Origin of the sequence: Streptomyces sp. ISL-87 (assembly GCF_018614095.1) — a bacterium.
Classification (GTDB): Bacteria; Actinomycetota; Actinomycetes; order Streptomycetales; family Streptomycetaceae; genus Streptomyces.
Genome location: NZ_JAGGOY010000043.1, coordinates 38,465 through 54,401 on the forward strand (window position 1 = coordinate 38,465; position 15,937 = coordinate 54,401).

The following is a 15,937-nucleotide window of genomic DNA, read 5'->3' on the forward strand; positions in this document are numbered from 1 at the left end:
TGCCAGGCTGTTCGAGGGCTTTTAAGAATGGCGGCCACTTCGGCGCCCTGCCAGTTCCGGGCACCGGAAGCTTCGCGATCACCGAATGAGGTCACGCATGCAGAAGCATCGGAAGAAGAAGCCGGTCAAAAAAATAGCCGTCGCCCTCGGCGCTCTCGGCATCGTGGCTGTTCCCACTGTCGCCGTGGCCTGCTGGGACGCGCAGGACACCGGTCGCACACGGGCCACGAGCCAGCAGGAGAGGCGCCCGTGGCAGAGCGCGCCCACGGCCGCCCCGACCTTCCAGGCACCCGTGGACGTCGCGCCCCCGAGCAGCCCGCCGGCCGCTTCCCCGAGCAGCCCGGCAGCGACGCCCGCGCAGCCGGTCGTACGGACCTCCCCGCCGACGCAGCCGCCCCCGCAGCCACAGCCGACGAAGCCGCCGGTCGTGACCAAGCAGCCGGCGCCCCAGCCACCGAAGACCTCGGCCCCGCCCGCTTCCGGCGCCGCCGCCGCGGTCCTCTCGCTCGTCAACCAGGAGCGCGCCGCGGCCGGGTGCCCGGCTCTCACCCTCAACGCGAAGCTCACGAAGGCCGCGCAGGACCACAGCGCGGACATGGCCGCCCACGGCACCATGTCCCACACCGGCTCCGACGGCTCCGACGCGGGCCAGCGCATCACCCGAGCCGGATACACGTGGAGCTCCTACGGCGAGAACGTCGCCTACGGCTACAGCACTGCGGAGAAGGTCATGGAGGGCTGGATGAACAGCCCCGGCCACCGGCAGAACATCCTGAACTGCTCCTTCAAGGAGATCGGCATCGGCCTGGCGCAGCCGAACTCCTACTGGACGCAGGACTTCGGCACGGCGCGCTGACACACCACCCCCGGGGCCCGGGACGCTCAACGGTGGGTGATCCGCCCGCCCGACATCGTGAGCGGCCGAAGCCTCGGCCAGTTCATCCACTCCGGCCGTGATCGGGTCCAGCGCGAAGGCCCAGATCCGCGGACGCCTCTAATACGCCCGCACCCTGGAAGACGGCATGCGGCGTCGGCGTCGCTGCGGGCGTCGCGGAATTCGTCGCCGCGTCCGGCAGGAGTCGCGCTGACGACGACGGTCACCTCAGCGGGTCCAGGGCTTGGGACTGTGCGGTGAGCCCGTAGCCCACGAGCGAGAGCAGCAGCTGCGCGAAGGCACAGCCGTCTACCACCCGATGGTGCCGGTGCCGCCCGTGGCTACGCCCCGTAGAACAGCTCGTCCACGACCGCCCGGGCCCGGCGGGTGATGCGCCGGTAGTCGTCCAGCATCTCGCCGACCGTGCCCTCCGCGTAGCCCAGGTAGCGGCCCACCGCGGCCAGTTCGCGTGCCTCGGACGGGAAGGTGTCCCCGGCGCGGCCGCGCACCAGCATGACGGCGTTGCGGACCCGCGTGGCGAGCACCCAGGCCTCGTCCAGGATCTGCGCCTCCTCGGCCGGGATCAGCCCGGCCGCGTGGGCGGCGGCCAGGGCCTCGCGGGTCCGGGTGGTGCGCAGGCCCGGCTCCGCCCAGGCGTGCCGCATCTGCATCAGCTGGACGGTCCACTCGACGTCGCTGAGCCCGCCCCGGCCGAGTTTCGTGTGCAGGGTCGGGTCGGCGCCGCGCGGCAGCCGCTCCGACTCCATACGGGCCTTGAGCCGGCGGATCTCCCTTACGGCGTCCTCACCGAGGCCCTCCATGGGGTAGCGCAGCGGGTCGATGAGGTCGATGAAGCGGCGGCCGAGGTCGATGTCGCCGGCGACCGGCTCGGCTCGCAGCAGGGCCTGGCTCTCCCAGGTCAGCGCCCAGCGCCGGTAGTAGGCGGCGTAGGAGGCGAGCGTACGGGCGAGGGGGCCCGAGCGGCCTTCGGGCCGCAGGTCGGCGTCGATGAGCAGCGGCGGGTCGGTGGTGGGCAGTTGGAGCAGTCTGCGCATATCGGCGATGACGGTCTGGGCGGCCTTCGCGGCCTCCTGTTCGTCGACGCCCTCGCGGGGTTCGTGGACGAAGAGGACGTCGGCGTCGGAGCCGTAGCCGAGCTCGTGCCCGCCGAAGCGGCCGACGCCGATGACCGCGAAGCGGGTGGGCAGGACGTCGCCCCAGTGGCCCTGGACGGCGGCGCGCAGGGCCCCGGCGATGGTGGCGGCGGTGAGGTCGGAGACGGCGTTGCCGACCCGGTCGACGAGGGCTCCGGGGTCCTCCTCGGCGGGGTTGTCCTCCGTGCCGTAGGAGCCGATGATGTCGGCCGCGGCGGTACGGAACAGCTCGCGGCGGCGGACTCCGCGGGCGGCGGCCACTCCGGCCTCGGCGCTCTCGGCGCGGCCCACGGCGGCGAGCACCTCCTGCTCCAGGGCCTCGTGCGTACGGGGCTGCAGGCCTTCGGGGTCGCCGAGCAGGGCCACGGCCTCGGGGGCGCGCATCAGCAGGTCGGGGGCGAGGCGCCCGGCGGACAGCACACGGGCCAGGTTCTCGGCGGCGGCGCCCTCGTCGCGGAGCAGGCGCAGGTACCAGGGTGTCTTGCCGAGGGCGTCGGAGACCTTGCGGAAGTTCAGCAGGCCGGCGTCCGGGTCGGCGGAGTCGGCGAACCAGCCGAGGAGGACCGGCAGCAGGGTGCGCTGGATGGCGGCCTTGCGGGTGACGCCGGAGGCGAGGGCCTCCAGGTGGCGCAGGGCCGCGGCCGGGTCGGCGTATCCGAGGGCTTCGAGGCGCTGGCCGGCGGCGCGCGGGGACAGCCGGGTCTCGCCGGGGGTGAGCTGGGCGACGGCGTCCAGGAGCGGCCGGTAGAAGAGCTTCTCGTGGAGGCGGCGGACCACGGAGGCGTGGCGGCGCCAGGCCTTGTTGAGTTCGGTGACGGGTTCGGTGCGCAGGCCCAGGGAGCGGCCCAGGCGGCGCAGGTCGGTCTCGTCCTCCGGGACGAGATGGGTGCGGCGCAGCCGGTAGAGCTGGATGCGGTGTTCCATGGCGCGCAGGAAGCGGTACGCGTCGTGCAGCTGGGCGGCGTCGGCGCGGCCGACGTAGCCGCCGGCGGCGAGCGCCTGCAGGGCGTCGAGGGTGGTCCTCGAGTGCAGGGTGGCGTCGCTTCGGCCGTGCACGAGCTGGAGCAGCTGGACGGCGAACTCGACGTCGCGCAGGCCGCCGGGGCCGAGTTTGAGCTCGCGGTCGACCTGGGCCGCGGGGATGTTGTCGACGACGCGGCGGCGCATCTTCTGGACGTCGGCGACGAAGTTCTCGCGCTCGGCGGCGTGCCAGACGAGGGGAGTTATGGCCTCGATGTACTCGGCGCCGAGTGCCCCGTCGCCGGCGACGGCGCGGGCCTTGAGCAGGGCCTGGAACTCCCAGGTCTTGGCCCAGCGCTGGTAGTAGGCGAGGTGGGAGGCGAGGGTCCGCACGAGCGGGCCGTTGCGGCCCTCGGGCCGGAGGTTCGCGTCGACGGGCCAGATGGTGCCCTCGACGGTGGTCTCGGAGCAGATCCGCATGAGGTGGGAGGCGAGCCGGGTGGCGGCCTGGAGCGCCTTGCCCTCGTCGGTGCCGTTGGGGGCGTCCCCTACGAAGATCACGTCGACGTCGGAGACGTAGTTCAGCTCGTTGCCGCCGCACTTGCCCATGGCGATGACGGCGAGCCGGCAGGCGGCCGCGTCGCCGGGGGCGGCGGCGGAGGCGATGCGCAGGGCCGCGCGCAGGGTGGCGGTGGCGAGGTCGGCGAGCTCGGCGGCGGTCTCGGCGACGTCGATGGTGCCGCAGACGTCGCGGGCCGCGATGGAGAGCAGGCAGCGGCGGTAGGAGACGCGCAGCGAGACGGGGTCGTGGGCGTCGGCCAGCCCCTGCTCGAACTCGGCGAGTCCGGGGTGCAGGTCGGCGGCCTCGTAGGTGACGAGGGTCTGCCAGTCGTGCGGGTGGCGGGCGAGGTGGTCGCCGAGGGCCTCGGAAGCGCCGAGTACGCCGAGCAGCCGGTCGCGCAGCGGCTTGGCGCTGACGAGGGTGTCGAGGAGCGGCGGGAGGTCCTCGGGGGTCTGCGCCTCGGCGAGGCGTACGAGCCCGAGCAGGGCCAGGTCGGGGTCGGCGGTCGCCCCGAGCGCGTCGAGCAGCACCGAATCGGTGCGTACGGCGGCCAGCACCTCGGCGTCGAGCAGCCGGGCGGCGGCCGAGGGGTCGGTGAAGCCGCTGCGGAGCAGCCGGATGAAGGTGCTGTTCCTGCGTCCCGGGACTGTCATCCCGCCGCCTCCCGCGTCCGTCGCTGCCAGAGGCGTGGCCTGCCCTGACATGCCTGGGGCGAGCCTAGGCCATCCTTTTCGGATCGTGTCGGGCACTCGGATCCGGGGTGTGGCCGGGGTGGCGCACGCCTCACCTGAGGGAGGGGGTTTTCGACCGAACCCCCACGTACCATGGGGCGACTTATTGGACTATCGGAAGAGTTGGGGGCCTTTCGATCTTGTGGGGCATCTCCCCGCCTGACCGGCCCGGAGGAGCCCCATGCCGCCCGCACGCCCCCACGCGCACCCCACGGACCTCATCGGCACCACGGGCCACTCCTCCCCCACGGGGATCCAGTCCCCGCGCCCGGCCGCACCTCGCCGCCCGGCGGAGCCCGAGCCCCACGCCGCGCCCGGGACCCCGGCGGAGCCCGAGCCCCACGCCGCGCCCGGGACCCCGGCGGAGCACGAGCCCCACGCCGCATCCGGGACCCCGGCGGAGTACAGGGCGTCCTTCCGCCACGCCCACCCCCGCTGGAACAGGGTTGTCAAGGTCGTCGCGTTCTGCGCGGCCACCGCCGCCGGGAGCATGCTCATACTCCGGGGGAACGAGGCCCTCGCCGCCCTCGCTTCCCCCGACGCCCCCGACGGCAGAGCCGTCGCCGCGGCGACCGCCGACGCCCCGGACCCCGGCCGCGTGCTCCAGATCGTCGCGCACCCCGATGACGACCTCTATTTCATGAACCCGGACCTGCGGTACTCCATATCCGCCGGCCACCCGGTGACCTCGGTCTACCTCACCTCCGGCGAAGCGGACGGCGTCAACGCCGGCGCAGCCAGGAAGGCCTCCACGCGGCCGGACAAGCCCGCGTACGCCGAGGCCCGCCAGAACGGCATCCGGGCCGCCTACGCCCAGATGGCCACCGGCAACCGCAGCAGCGCCTGGAAGCGCACCGTCATCCCGACCGAGGGCGGCGGCCAGGCCGAGCTCGACGTCCTCGTCGCCAGGCCCGCGGTCAACCTCGTCTGGCTCCAGATGCGCGAGGCGGGCAGCGTCTCCGCCGAACGCCCCGACAGCCTGCACGGCCTGTGGGACGGCAAGGTGGCCCGCCTGGAGTCGGCGCTCTCCTCCGGCACCCCGGTCAGGCAGCAGTACGCGTACACCAAGGACGAGGTCGTCCAGACCCTCATCGGTGTCCTGGAGCGGTACAGGCCCACCACCGTCCGCGCCCAGGACCCGACCCCCGGCCGGAACCCCGGGACCAAGCGGTACACCGACCACCAGGACCACCTCTACGGCGCCCGCTTCGTGCAGGTCGCCCTCGCCGCGTACGCGAGCGACGTCAAGGACCGCCCGCACTTCTCGGTGCAGAACTACCTCGGCTACTTCAACGGCCTGCTCCCCAGCGCCCTCGACCCGGACGAGGCCCAGGCGAAGCTGGACATCCTGAACACGTACGCCTGGCTCGACCGGCAGAACCACTGCGGCAGCGAAGCCGGCTGCGGCGACCTCAAGGTGGCCGACCACCCTTCGGGCAACAAGTGGACCCAGTCCATCAATTACGCCCGCGGCGCCAGCACCTCCTGGCTGACCTCCGACAACGAGCACGGGCTGTGGGCCTTCAAGGTGCTCGACGGCCAGGTCGCCGTCTGGCACCGGGCCGGTCTGATCGGCCGCTGGAGCGGGCCGCGCCTCCTCCCGGGCACCGGCATGGACCCGGGCATCTCCACCGTCACCCTGCCCGGCGGCCGGATCGCCGCCTTCGGTACCCGTACCTCCATCGGCGCCGCGCCCGCGGACTACCGGCGCGAGGTCGTCTACGCCGTCCAGCAGGCCCCCGGCTCCGAGGAGTTCGGGGACTGGCAGTCGCTGGGCACGCCGGAGACCGCCGACGAGAACTGGACCTCCGACATCAGCGCCCCCGCCGTGTCCGTCGACGGTGCCGGCCGCCTGGCGGCATACGTCCGCGACGGCGCGTACACCCTGCGCGGCCGCGTGCAGCTCGCGGACGGCAGCTGGGGCCCCTGGGAGCGGTACGGCGGCGCCGATCTGCACGGCACCCCGGCCACGGCCACCGACGGCGCCGGGCGGCGCATGGTGTTCGCGAGCACCACCACGACGGTGCTGGGCTGGGTGCAGCCGGAGCCGGGCGCCCCGCTGGGCCCGGCCACCGACACCGGGCTGTCCGACACCACGATCCCGCTCACCGCGCAGGGCCGTGACGGCGGCGTGCGGCTGTGGTACCGCAAGCCGGGCTCGGGCGACGTCCGTACTGCCCTGGTGACGGATGACGACGGGCTGAGGGTGAGCGACCTCACAGACCTCGGCGGGCTCCGGGGATTCGGCTCGGTGACGGCGAGCGGGCATGTGCTCGCGGGGCGTTCGGCGGGCGGGCAGCTGGGGTCCGACCTCGGCTGGGGCCGGCCGTGGGAGCGCTCGCCGCTGATGTTCGTCGACTCCCCCTCCAGCACGATGACCGGCGCGAACATGGTCAGCCTGGCGGTCGTGGGCCTCGACGCACGGCTGTACGTGACCTCCTGCGCGGACGAACCGGAGGCGCACCTGGCGCCGTGGCAGCCGGTGGGCCCGCGCAACGGGGCGCCGTAGAAATCCTGCCCAATACGGCAATTGGGTATAAGTCAGCCAACACCCCACACCCGGGCGTCGTTTGGCCGAAACAGACCAGGATCTCCGGCTGTTTCCCATGCGTACACCTGAATCAAAACTCCACACGAGATCATCACATCCGGTCGTTTCCGGAAGCAGCGGAGTCATCGGGGAACCGGTGAAACCAAGTTCCCCGTATTGGCCTCTCTCTGACTGCCCAGCGGTTTCCCCCGCCCGGAACGAACCCGGATGCGTGACCTGATGCCCGTCGCCCGTCGCCATGTCCTCGCGGCCCTGATGACCGTGCTCACCGCCGGCACCACCGGTGTGGTCGCCGTCGCCTCCGGACAGCAGACCGCCGCCGAGGCCTCCGGGGGGAAGGACCCGGTCGCCGCCGGCCCCGCCAGCACGACGGCCGGATCGATCGTGCAGATCGTCGCCCACCCGGACGACGACCTGTTCTTCATGAACCCGGACCTCAGCCGGTCCCTCGCGGCCGGCACCCGGCTCACCACCACCTACCTCACCTCCGGCGAGTCCGACGGCCGCAACGAGGCCCGCGGCGCCACCGCCAAGGACCCGGTCCAGCCCGCCGACCGCACCCACTACGCGGAGGCCCGGCAGAACGGCATACGCGCCGCCTACGCCCAGATGGCCACCGGCGACCGCACCAGCGTGTGGAAGCGCACGGTCATACCCGCCGTCGGCGGCGCTCACGCCGAGCTCGACGTCCTCGTCGCCAAGCCCGAGATCAACCTGGTCTTCCTCCAGCTGCGCGAGGCCCGCAGCCCGTCCGGGGACAACCCCGAGAGCCTGCACGGCCTGTGGAACGGCAGGATCCCCGCGCTGGGCGCGCTGCTGACCGCCGGAACCCCGGTCAAGCAGGAGTACACGTACACCAAGGACCAGCTGACAGAGGCGATAGCCGGGATCCTGGAGCGGTACAAGCCGACGACGATACGGATGCAGGACCCGACGCCGGGCCGGTACGAGGACACCGGCAAGTACACCGACCACCAGGACCACATGTACGGCGCCCGCTTCGTACAGGCCGCCACCGCGCGCTACGCCCTGGTCAAGGACCGCCCGCGGTTCTCGGCGCAGAGCTACCTCGGCTACCACAACGGCACCCTCCCCCACGCCCTGGACCCGGAGTCGGTCGAGGCGAAGGTCGGCTTCCTGAAGACGTACGCCTGGCTGGACCACGAGAACTACTGCGGCAGCCCCTCGGGCTGCGGCGACCGCAAGGTGGCGGGCAGCCCCACCGGGCGCAACTGGGCCCAGTCCCTGCGCTACGCCCGCGCCGACAGCACCTCCTGGCTGGCGGAGGGCGCGGCCGGGCGGCTTTGGGCGTTCGCCGCCGTGGACGGGCAGATGGGCGTCTGGGAGCGCGAGCGGGACCGGTGGACCGGCCCGGCCCTGCTGCCCGGCACGGGCATCGACCCGGGCGCGACCACCGCCCGCTTCCCCGACGGCCGCCTCGCGGTGCTGGCCACCCGTACCGTCTTCGGCAACCGGGGGCAGGACTACCGGCGCGAGGTCGTGTACGCCGTCCAGTCCGCGCCCGGCGGGCCCTTCGGGGAGTGGCGGTCGCTCGGCACCCCCGAGCGGGAGGACGAGCACAGCACCTCCGCGATCAGCGGGCCCTCGGCGGCGGTGGACGCGGACGGCCGGATGACCGTCTACGTCCGCGACGCCCGCCGCACCCTGCGCGCCCGCGTCCAGCAGCCGGACGGCACGTTCACCGACTGGCAGCGGCTCGGGGGCTGGGAGCTGCAGAGCGACCCGGCGACGGTGGTCGACTCCGCCGGGCGGCGCCACGTGTACGTCAGCAACACCAGGTCGGTCCTGGCGTGGATCCAGGCCACCCCGGGCGCGCCGGTGCAGGGCCCCTTCCCGACGCACCTCCCGGCGACCACGGTCCCCCTCACGGCCGCCCGCGACGGCGAGGGGATCCGGCTCTACTTCCGGCGCCCCGACTCGGGGGTGGTGCGCAGCGCCCTGGTCACGGCGGGTTCCGGCAAGCCGTCGGTCTCCCGGATCAACGAGTCGGGCGGCCGGGCCGGCTACGGCGCGGTCAGCGTCGCCGGGCGGCTGCTCACGGGCCGCGCGGACACCGGCACGGTGGGCACGACGACCCTGGGCGGGCCGCCCGCGTGGACACAGTCCCAGATGCTCTACGCGGGTGCCCCCTCCGCCGTCCTCGACCCGGCGGGCGTCACCACGACCGCGGTGCTCGGCCTGGACGCCGAACTCCACGTCAGCACCACCCCGCCCGCCAGCACCGCCCACGCCACCTGGCACCGCGCGGTGCCCCGGCGGCCCTAGCCCCTGGCCCTGGCCCTGGCCCTGGCCGGCGCCCTGACCCTGGCCGGCGCCCTAGCCCTAGCCCTGGCCCTAGCCCTAGCCCTGGCCCTGACCCCTGCCCTGGCCCTTACCCGCCTTCGCCCGCCACGGGCGCCCTCCCGCGTACACGACGAGGAGACCACCGAGCAGCAGGCCGACCGGCCACCAGACGTTCTCGTCGCCTTCCGTGGGCGAGTGCAGGTTCGCCGCTTCGTCCACCTGGGCCTTGTAGAGGATGGCGCCGTACTCCTTGCTCATCGCGCTGTCCGGCGGCACCGGCCAGCGCGGTGAATCCGCCGCGACGGCAGGCGATTCGGATCCGGGGAACGACACGAACGCCACCGGCAGATACAGGATTCCCACGCTCAGCGCGGCAACGCCGGCCCGCAGGAGCGAGGCCTTTCCCACGACCAGCCCGCGCACGATCGTGCTGAACGTATTGGCGCGCCGCAGCGCCGCCGTCGCGAACTGTTCGCTGTACTCGGGCGCCGGGGATTCGCGGGACTGCCGGGTGATGTGGGCCCGGTAGGCCGTCGAGAGCGCGATGGCGAGGCAGAGGAAGATGGGGGCGAGCACCCCACGCCAGGGCAGCGCGCGCGACGACACGCTGAAGGAGATGCTCAGCACTCCGGCGTAGATCGTGGCCACCGCCGCAGCGGCCTTCTGCACCGCGTCCGCCCCGGCCTGGGCCCGCTCCAGGGATCCGTCCGAGAGCTTCAGCAGCGACGAGTAGAACGTCTGGGCGTTGGCGAGGTCTGCCGCGTAGGCGGCCTCGACCTTGGTCATGCCGTGGTGCAGCCGGGCCTGGTGGTAGGCGATGCGGGCTTCGAAGAGCGCCTTGGTCGCCTCCCCCTCGTCCATCGCCCGGGGGAGCGGCGGCCACCCGTCGGGATCCGGCTCCGGCTCCGGCGCTGCTGACGTCATGGCTTCTCCTTGACCGCCGCCTTCTTCACGGCCGCCTTCTTGCCCGCCTCGGCCGACTTCTTGACCGCCTTCTTGGCCGCCTTGGCCGTCTTCTTGACCGCCGTCCTCTCCCCAGCCGTCCTCTCCCCAGCCGTCTTCTCCCCAGCCGTCTTCTCCCCAGCCGTCCTCTTGACCGCGGCTTTCTCCGCCAGCAATTCGGAGGCCAGGCGGAGAGCGGCCGGCGTGACGATGATTTCCTCTTCGACGACGATGGGTGCGCCGCCCGAGGTGTGTGCGTCGCCCTTGTTGTGAATCCACACCCGCTTGCCCTCGATGAGGAGCTGGACGAATTCACTGTCCGGAAAGTCGCCCGGCTCGAAGGCGCACCATTTCATACGGCGAGCTTCCGGGCCGGGCCCGGAACCCGCAAGCGCACCGCTGCCAAGCGGGGGAACGACAGCGGGCCGACGGTCGGTGACCGTCGGCCCGGAAGCGCGCTCCGAGGATCAGCCTCCGAGAGGCCGTCATTGGTCGTTGCCAGTGACCACCGGCCACCCTCCGACTGCCCAGAGAAGGCCCAGGCTTGTCCCGACCACGGCTTCCGGCAGCCGTGTCGTCGTCAGGGCCGGCGACAGGCAGACGGGTGCGTCCCTCGTGCCGGTTTCCGGCTCCTGCCGCGAGCAGTGAAGTACGGGATGCGGATGTCACCGCCGTTTGGCCCTAGAAACTCCCTCGGTGCGTGCGCCAACGGCGTGCGTGAGCGCTCTCGGCTGCGCTCCAGAACCGAGCCGGCGGATCCGCTCACACCTCTGCCGACGACGGACCGTTGACGGGCGTCGTAACCGCGACGCGCACCGCTCCGGTGGTCGAGGCCGCGACCTGTGCGACCGTGCGCTCATCGGGGTGGCCGGCGATGACGGCCGGAGTGCCCTCAGGCGTCGGCATGTGGCGCACGCTCCATCCCTCGCTCTGGAAGTACGCCTGCACGCGTACCAGGGCCCGTACCCTTTCGTCCTCCGACAGCGGCTCGGTCGACCAGGTGTGGTGGACCGATGTCCCGGACTCGTCCCGGACCGTGCTGAGGCCTTCCCCGGGCTGTGTGGGCGCCGACGCGACCCGCAGGGCGTCGTAGATCCGGCTGGAGTGGCCGAGGGCACGGAGCGTGGCGGGATCGTCTGCCTGCGGGGCCTCCAGCACGGCGGGGTCGGCCGCAGTCGCCTTGCCCGGCGGGAGGAAGCAGGGCGATTTCACGCCGATAGAGGCGAGGCCCTCTCCTTTGGCCCGATCCACGACGCCGGTCATGGCGTCCATCCAGAAGTCGTCGGGCTCCGTACGCATGTAGACCGCCGGAAACGGGCCGGACCAGTCGACCTCGCCCGACGTGTTGTGCTTGTATCCCTGCTTCAGCCAGGCGTCCCTTGCCTGCCGCACGAGGTTCTGAGCCTCAGGCCCCGGAACACCGGTCAGTTTGTAGGCGACAGTGACCTGCACGCGGTCGTCAGGGCCGTGGTCGTCCCTGGCGATGCAGGGGCCGACGGGCAAGGGGCCCATGCGCTCCAGTGTCGGCTTGGGCGACATACCCTCCACGGCCTGCTGGATGATTTCCTCTGCCCGGTCGATCGCCTGCTGCTCATTCATCGTGACCTTCTTCGATGCATTTCCGCCGCTCTTCTGTCCGCCCTCCTGCGCGCCGCACGCGGTCATCATGGCCGTCATGACCAGCAGTGCGGCAGTCGCGATTATTCTGCGCAGGTTCACGGTTGTCCTCCGGTAATAATCTTCGCCAGGCTGCCGAGGGGCTTTTCGTCCCAGTATTGGGAGTGCGCGGGCATCATTTCCCAACCCGCGCCCGGAAGCTTCCCGTCGGGGACGTCGAATACCACGCCGCCGAAGTCGTCGGAAGTCGGGTCGGTGCCGTGCACGATCGAGTGGTCGTCGAAGAGTTCCCAGTACGCCTTCGGACTGAGCGGATCGCGGGCCGGGGGCGGGGCGGCGTTGATGAGGTCATTCTGGGCCGTGGCCGCGAAGACACGGTCTGCGGGGATGTTCAGGTCCTTCGCGTGATCCACGCCCACGCCCGGACTGCCCACCATGATCGCGTTGTCGACCGGCAGGTCTATGTGCATGCTCATCGTCTCGCCGACGACCAAGGATCCGTAGCTGTGGCCCAGGAGCGTCTGGTTCACCCCGCTGTCTCGATGGTTGGCTTCCTCGATGCCCTGGATGAAGTTGCCGAGCGGCTCCTTCGCCTGGTCGGCCCACTTGGTCTCCGTCGCATCGGTCGCGATGCCCTGGGGGGCGTCGTAACCGAGCCACACGATCGATGCCGTCGAGTGGCTGGGATCCTCGCGCTCCGCCTTCCACTGGAGTGCCTCGGCCCTGCCGATGTCCCCATCTATGGACTCCAGCTTCGCGAACGTCCCGGGCACGTACGTCACCACGTTGTCGGCAGTGTCCGGATTTCCGATGGAGACGATGGCGCGCCCCATGTCCTTGCCGTCGAATCCGAGCAGATAGGGGCGATTGCTCTCGCTCGTGTAGCTGTCGAAACGTTTCTGTATGGCGTCCATGCCCTTGTAGCCGTTCTCGAGCTGCTTCTTCTTCTCGTCCCACTCCTTCCACTCCTCGGTAGGGACCATCGCGCCCTTCACCTCGCGACCCGTGATGGGGCTGATATACGGCTTGTAGTGCTCCGGTTCCTTCTTGAGCCAGGCGTCGTACTCCACCTGCTTGGCGCCGCGTTGTTCCGCGAGCACGGTGCGGTTCGCGTCGTCGCGTATGTCGGAGGGGAGGCCGTCGAGCGCTCCGATACTCGCGGGGTGCATGGAGACGTAGGCGTCGCGCTGCTCCTGGGAGAGGCCGTTCCACCAGTTGGCGTTGTCCTGGGGCCAGTCGTTCTTGGGCGGCGGCTTGATCGTGTCGAGGTAGGCATCGGCCGCGTCACGGACGCCGTCGGTGTCCGACCTGACGTCCGTCCAGTCCCGGGCGGACACGGTCAGGTCGTCGTCGGCCTTGAGGGCCCGTATCTTCGGCGCCCACTTCGTATCGGCGTCCGTGGCCTCCTTGAGCGCGTCGGCGATCCGGTTCGCGTACCCCATCGCTTTGCCGTAGTTCGGGTTCGGGTGGATGTTCGCCGCCTGGCGCTCCACTGCATCGGAGGTCGGGCTGCCTCCGGCACTCCCCGTCACCGTGCCGCCGTCGGCGACCTTCTCGTCGCCCGGCTTCTGACCTGCCGGATACGCGACCGAGCCGTCGTCGTTCACCCTGCAGCCGTCCGCCTGGGCGTCCTCGATAGCAGCGCTCAGCTTCCGCTTGGCGGCCGCCATGTCGTAGGCAAACCCGTTGAGGGCCGTGCTGATCACGCCGCACTCGGTCAGGGTGTAGTGGAAGTTCTTCGCCAGGGCTTGAAGCTGCGTCTGTGACGCCTCCGCGGCCTCACCCTGCAACGACTTGCGCATGCCTGCGGCGACGGTGTTCTCGACGTGCTCCTTGGCCGCCTGAGCCGCGTGGCCTATGGAGCTGTACCCGTCGGCTGCGTCCTCGAACTCGGAGGGCTTGAAGGCCTTGAGGGTCGCGTAGTCCATCCCGCCGTCACCGGCCCTTCGCCTGGCCGCCGACGGCGTCCGTGTCCGCGTACTTGACGTTCAGCTTGTGCATCTCGGCTTTGACCGCCTCATCGGTCGTCAACACGTCGCGGCCCACCTGCTCCAGGATGCTCTGGAGCGAGCCGCAGCGCTCGCTGACGCTCTCGGCGTACTTCTTCCAGGAGTCGTACACCTCCTTCTGCGCGGCCGCGCTCAGACAACCCGTGGTTGCTCCGAGCCCCGCCTGGCCGTCCTCCAGTTTGGTCAGCGCGGTGCCGATGTTCTGGCGAAGGGAGCCCACCCCCTGGCCGGCCGTGGCCCACGCCTTCTGGCTGGACTTCAAGCCGCCCGTTACGGCGCTCGGCCCGGTGCTGGGCTCAACCGGAACGTGGTTGAGCCGCATCGCCACGGACTGCTGATCAGTCACATCCGCTTTGATCTTTTCCCACTCGTCCCACGCCATGCGTAGCCCCCGTTTACCCCTGCCGGTCACTCCGGCCAAGAACACTACATCGCACCAACAACACACAACCCGCGCCGTACAGAGGCCTCATGAGTACCTGTACCTATGCGAATGAGTACCTGCCCCGCTGGTCGGTGGTGGGGGTGCGGGCCCGCAAGACCGTGGACGGGATGTACGAGGTCTGGCTCTGCTCGGGACGGCCGCCGGACGGCCCAGGGGCGACGAGACGGCTCCGGGCCGGTGGTCGATGACCACCGGCCCGGAGTGTCGTGCACGGCCCGCAGGGGTCGCGAACTGGGATTACAGCACGGGGAGGTTCTTGCGGAGTTCGAAGGCCGTTACCTCCGAGCGGTATTCCTCCCACTCCTGCTTCTTGTTGCGGAGGAAGAAGTCGAAGACATGCTCACCGAGGGTTTCGGCGACCAGTTCGCTGCGTTCCATCAGGGAGATGGCTTCGCCGAGGTTCTGCGGGAGGGGCTCGATGCCCATCGCGCGGCGTTCGGCGTCGGAGAGGGCCCAGACGTCGTCGTCGGCGCCCGCCGGGAGTTCGTAGCCCTCCTCGATGCCCTTCAGGCCGGCGGCCAGGAGGACGGCGTAGGTGAGGTACGGGTTGGCGCCCGAGTCGATCGAGCGGACCTCGACGCGCGAGGAGCCGGTCTTGCCCGGCTTGTACATCGGGACGCGGATCAGCGCCGAGCGGTTGTTGTGGCCCCAGCAGATGTACGAGGGGGCCTCGCCGCCGGAGCCGGCGGTGCGGGAGGAGCCGCCCCAGATGCGCTTGTAGGAGTTGACCCACTGGTTGGTGACCGCGGCGGTCTCGGCCGCGTGCTTGAGCAGGCCCGCGATGAAGGAGCGGCCGACCTTGGACAGCTGGTACTCGGCGCCCGACTCGTAGAAGGCGTTGCGGTCGCCCTCGAAGAGGGAGAGGTGCGTGTGCATGCCCGAGCCGGGGTACTCGGAGAACGGCTTCGGCATGAAGGTGGCCTGGACGCCCTGCTCCAGCGCGACCTGCTTCATGACCAGGCGGAAGGTCATGATGTTGTCGGCCGTGGAGAGCGCGTCGGCGTAGCGGAGGTCGATCTCCTGCTGGCCCGGGGCGCCCTCGTGGTGGCTGAACTCGACCGAGATGCCCATGGATTCGAGCATGGTGATCGCCTGGCGGCGGAAGTCCATGCCGACGTTCTGCGGGGTGTGGTCGAAGTAGCCGGAGTTGTCCGCCGGGACCGGGCGGGTGCCGTCCAGCGGCTTGTCCTTCAGCAAGAAGAACTCGATCTCCGGGTGGGTGTAGAAGGTGAAGCCCAGGTCGGAGGTCTTGTTCAGGATGCGCTTGAGGACGTAGCGGGGGTCCGCGAAGGACGGGGAGCCGTCCGGCATCAGGATGTCGCAGAACATCCGGGCGGTTCCGGGGGCCTCGGCGCGCCACGGCAGTATCTGGAAGGTGCTCGGGTCCGGCTTGGCGATCATGTCGGATTCGTAGACCCGCGCGAAGCCCTCGATCGCGGAGCCGTCGAAGCCGATCCCCTCGTCGAAGGCCTGCTCCAGCTCCGCGGGGGCGACCGCGACGGACTTGAGGAAGCCCAGTACGTCGGTGAACCACAGGCGCACGAAGCGGATGTCGCGCTCCTCGAGCGTCCGGAGGACGAATTCCTGCTGCTTGTCCATGCCTTCATCCTCGCAGTTCAGACGGCCTGTGCACCACCGCCACCAGGGGTGGGAGCACAGTCGGGCCGGCTCAGTATCCCCAGCCGTGGTTTCCGCCAGATTACGCACCCCTGAAAGGTCGTGGCACCCCCGCACTGACCTCGGCCCCGTCATGAGCATTACCATCTGCGCCCATGGGGGGCTGGGAGC

At 71.0% G+C, this 15,937-nt stretch carries 11 protein-coding genes; 4 read left to right on the plus strand and 7 right to left on the minus strand.

Translation table 11 applies throughout. The features are described from left to right. Positions 1 to 97: 97 nt before the first annotated feature. Entirely contained in the window at positions 98 to 856 is a 759-nt protein-coding gene (locus tag J7I97_RS16490; protein WP_214935552.1) for a CAP domain-containing protein, read from the plus strand. Positions 857 to 1,215: 359 nt separating this feature from the next. Here the strand turns inward: J7I97_RS16490 and J7I97_RS16495 are convergent, their stop codons facing one another. Continuing rightward, positions 1,216 to 4,203, minus strand: coding sequence for a bifunctional [glutamine synthetase] adenylyltransferase/[glutamine synthetase]-adenylyl-L-tyrosine phosphorylase (locus tag J7I97_RS16495; protein ID WP_214935554.1), 2,988 nt, complete (start codon positions 4,201 to 4,203; stop codon positions 1,216 to 1,218). A gap of 259 nt (positions 4,204 to 4,462) precedes the next feature. On the opposite strand from J7I97_RS16495, the gene J7I97_RS16500 reads away from it, so the two are divergent. Together J7I97_RS16500 and J7I97_RS16505 are read left to right on the plus strand one after the other, a co-directional pair. Continuing rightward, complete coding sequence (locus J7I97_RS16500; RefSeq protein WP_251058859.1) at positions 4,463 to 6,790, plus strand: PIG-L family deacetylase; 2,328 nt, start codon at positions 4,463 to 4,465, stop codon at positions 6,788 to 6,790. A gap of 249 nt (positions 6,791 to 7,039) precedes the next feature. Then, the gene (locus J7I97_RS16505; RefSeq protein ID WP_251058860.1) at positions 7,040 to 9,118 is read left to right on the plus strand and encodes a PIG-L family deacetylase; all 2,079 of its coding nucleotides are present in this window, start codon (positions 7,040 to 7,042) and stop codon (positions 9,116 to 9,118) included. Between the two features lie 75 nt (positions 9,119 to 9,193). Here J7I97_RS16505 and J7I97_RS16510 read toward each other — a convergent pair whose 3' ends face one another. The 5 genes from J7I97_RS16510 to J7I97_RS16530 form a co-directional block, all read right to left on the minus strand. Then, the gene (locus J7I97_RS16510) at positions 9,194 to 10,060 is read right to left on the minus strand and encodes a hypothetical protein (RefSeq protein WP_214935556.1); all 867 of its coding nucleotides are present in this window, start codon (positions 10,058 to 10,060) and stop codon (positions 9,194 to 9,196) included. Beyond that, positions 10,057 to 10,434, minus strand: a complete 378-nt coding sequence (locus J7I97_RS16515; RefSeq protein WP_214935558.1) for a hypothetical protein — start codon at positions 10,432 to 10,434, stop codon at positions 10,057 to 10,059. The genes J7I97_RS16510 and J7I97_RS16515 overlap by 4 nt, the downstream gene beginning before the upstream one ends. 406 nt (positions 10,435 to 10,840) lie before the next feature. Further along, complete coding sequence (locus J7I97_RS16520) at positions 10,841 to 11,797, minus strand: hypothetical protein (protein ID WP_308365975.1); 957 nt, start codon at positions 11,795 to 11,797, stop codon at positions 10,841 to 10,843. Next, positions 11,794 to 13,623 carry an alpha/beta hydrolase gene (locus tag J7I97_RS16525; RefSeq protein WP_214935560.1) on the minus strand — a complete coding sequence of 610 codons (1,830 nt, stop codon included), beginning with the start codon at positions 13,621 to 13,623 and terminating at the stop codon, positions 11,794 to 11,796. The genes J7I97_RS16520 and J7I97_RS16525 overlap by 4 nt, the downstream gene beginning before the upstream one ends. 7 nt (positions 13,624 to 13,630) lie before the next feature. After that, a complete protein-coding gene (locus tag J7I97_RS16530; RefSeq protein WP_308365978.1) occupies positions 13,631 to 14,050 on the minus strand; it encodes a hypothetical protein in 420 nt (139 codons plus the stop codon). A gap of 125 nt (positions 14,051 to 14,175) precedes the next feature. On the opposite strand from J7I97_RS16530, the gene J7I97_RS16535 reads away from it, so the two are divergent. Then, on the plus strand, positions 14,176 to 14,337 hold the full coding sequence (locus tag J7I97_RS16535; RefSeq protein ID WP_214935564.1) for a hypothetical protein: 162 nt from the start codon (positions 14,176 to 14,178) through the stop codon (positions 14,335 to 14,337). 49 nt (positions 14,338 to 14,386) lie between these two features. Here the strand turns inward: J7I97_RS16535 and J7I97_RS16540 are convergent, their stop codons facing one another. Continuing rightward, positions 14,387 to 15,748 (minus strand): glutamine synthetase family protein, encoded by a 1,362-nt coding sequence (locus J7I97_RS16540; RefSeq protein ID WP_030291594.1) that lies wholly within the window; start codon positions 15,746 to 15,748, stop codon positions 14,387 to 14,389. Positions 15,749 to 15,937 lie beyond the last annotated feature (189 nt).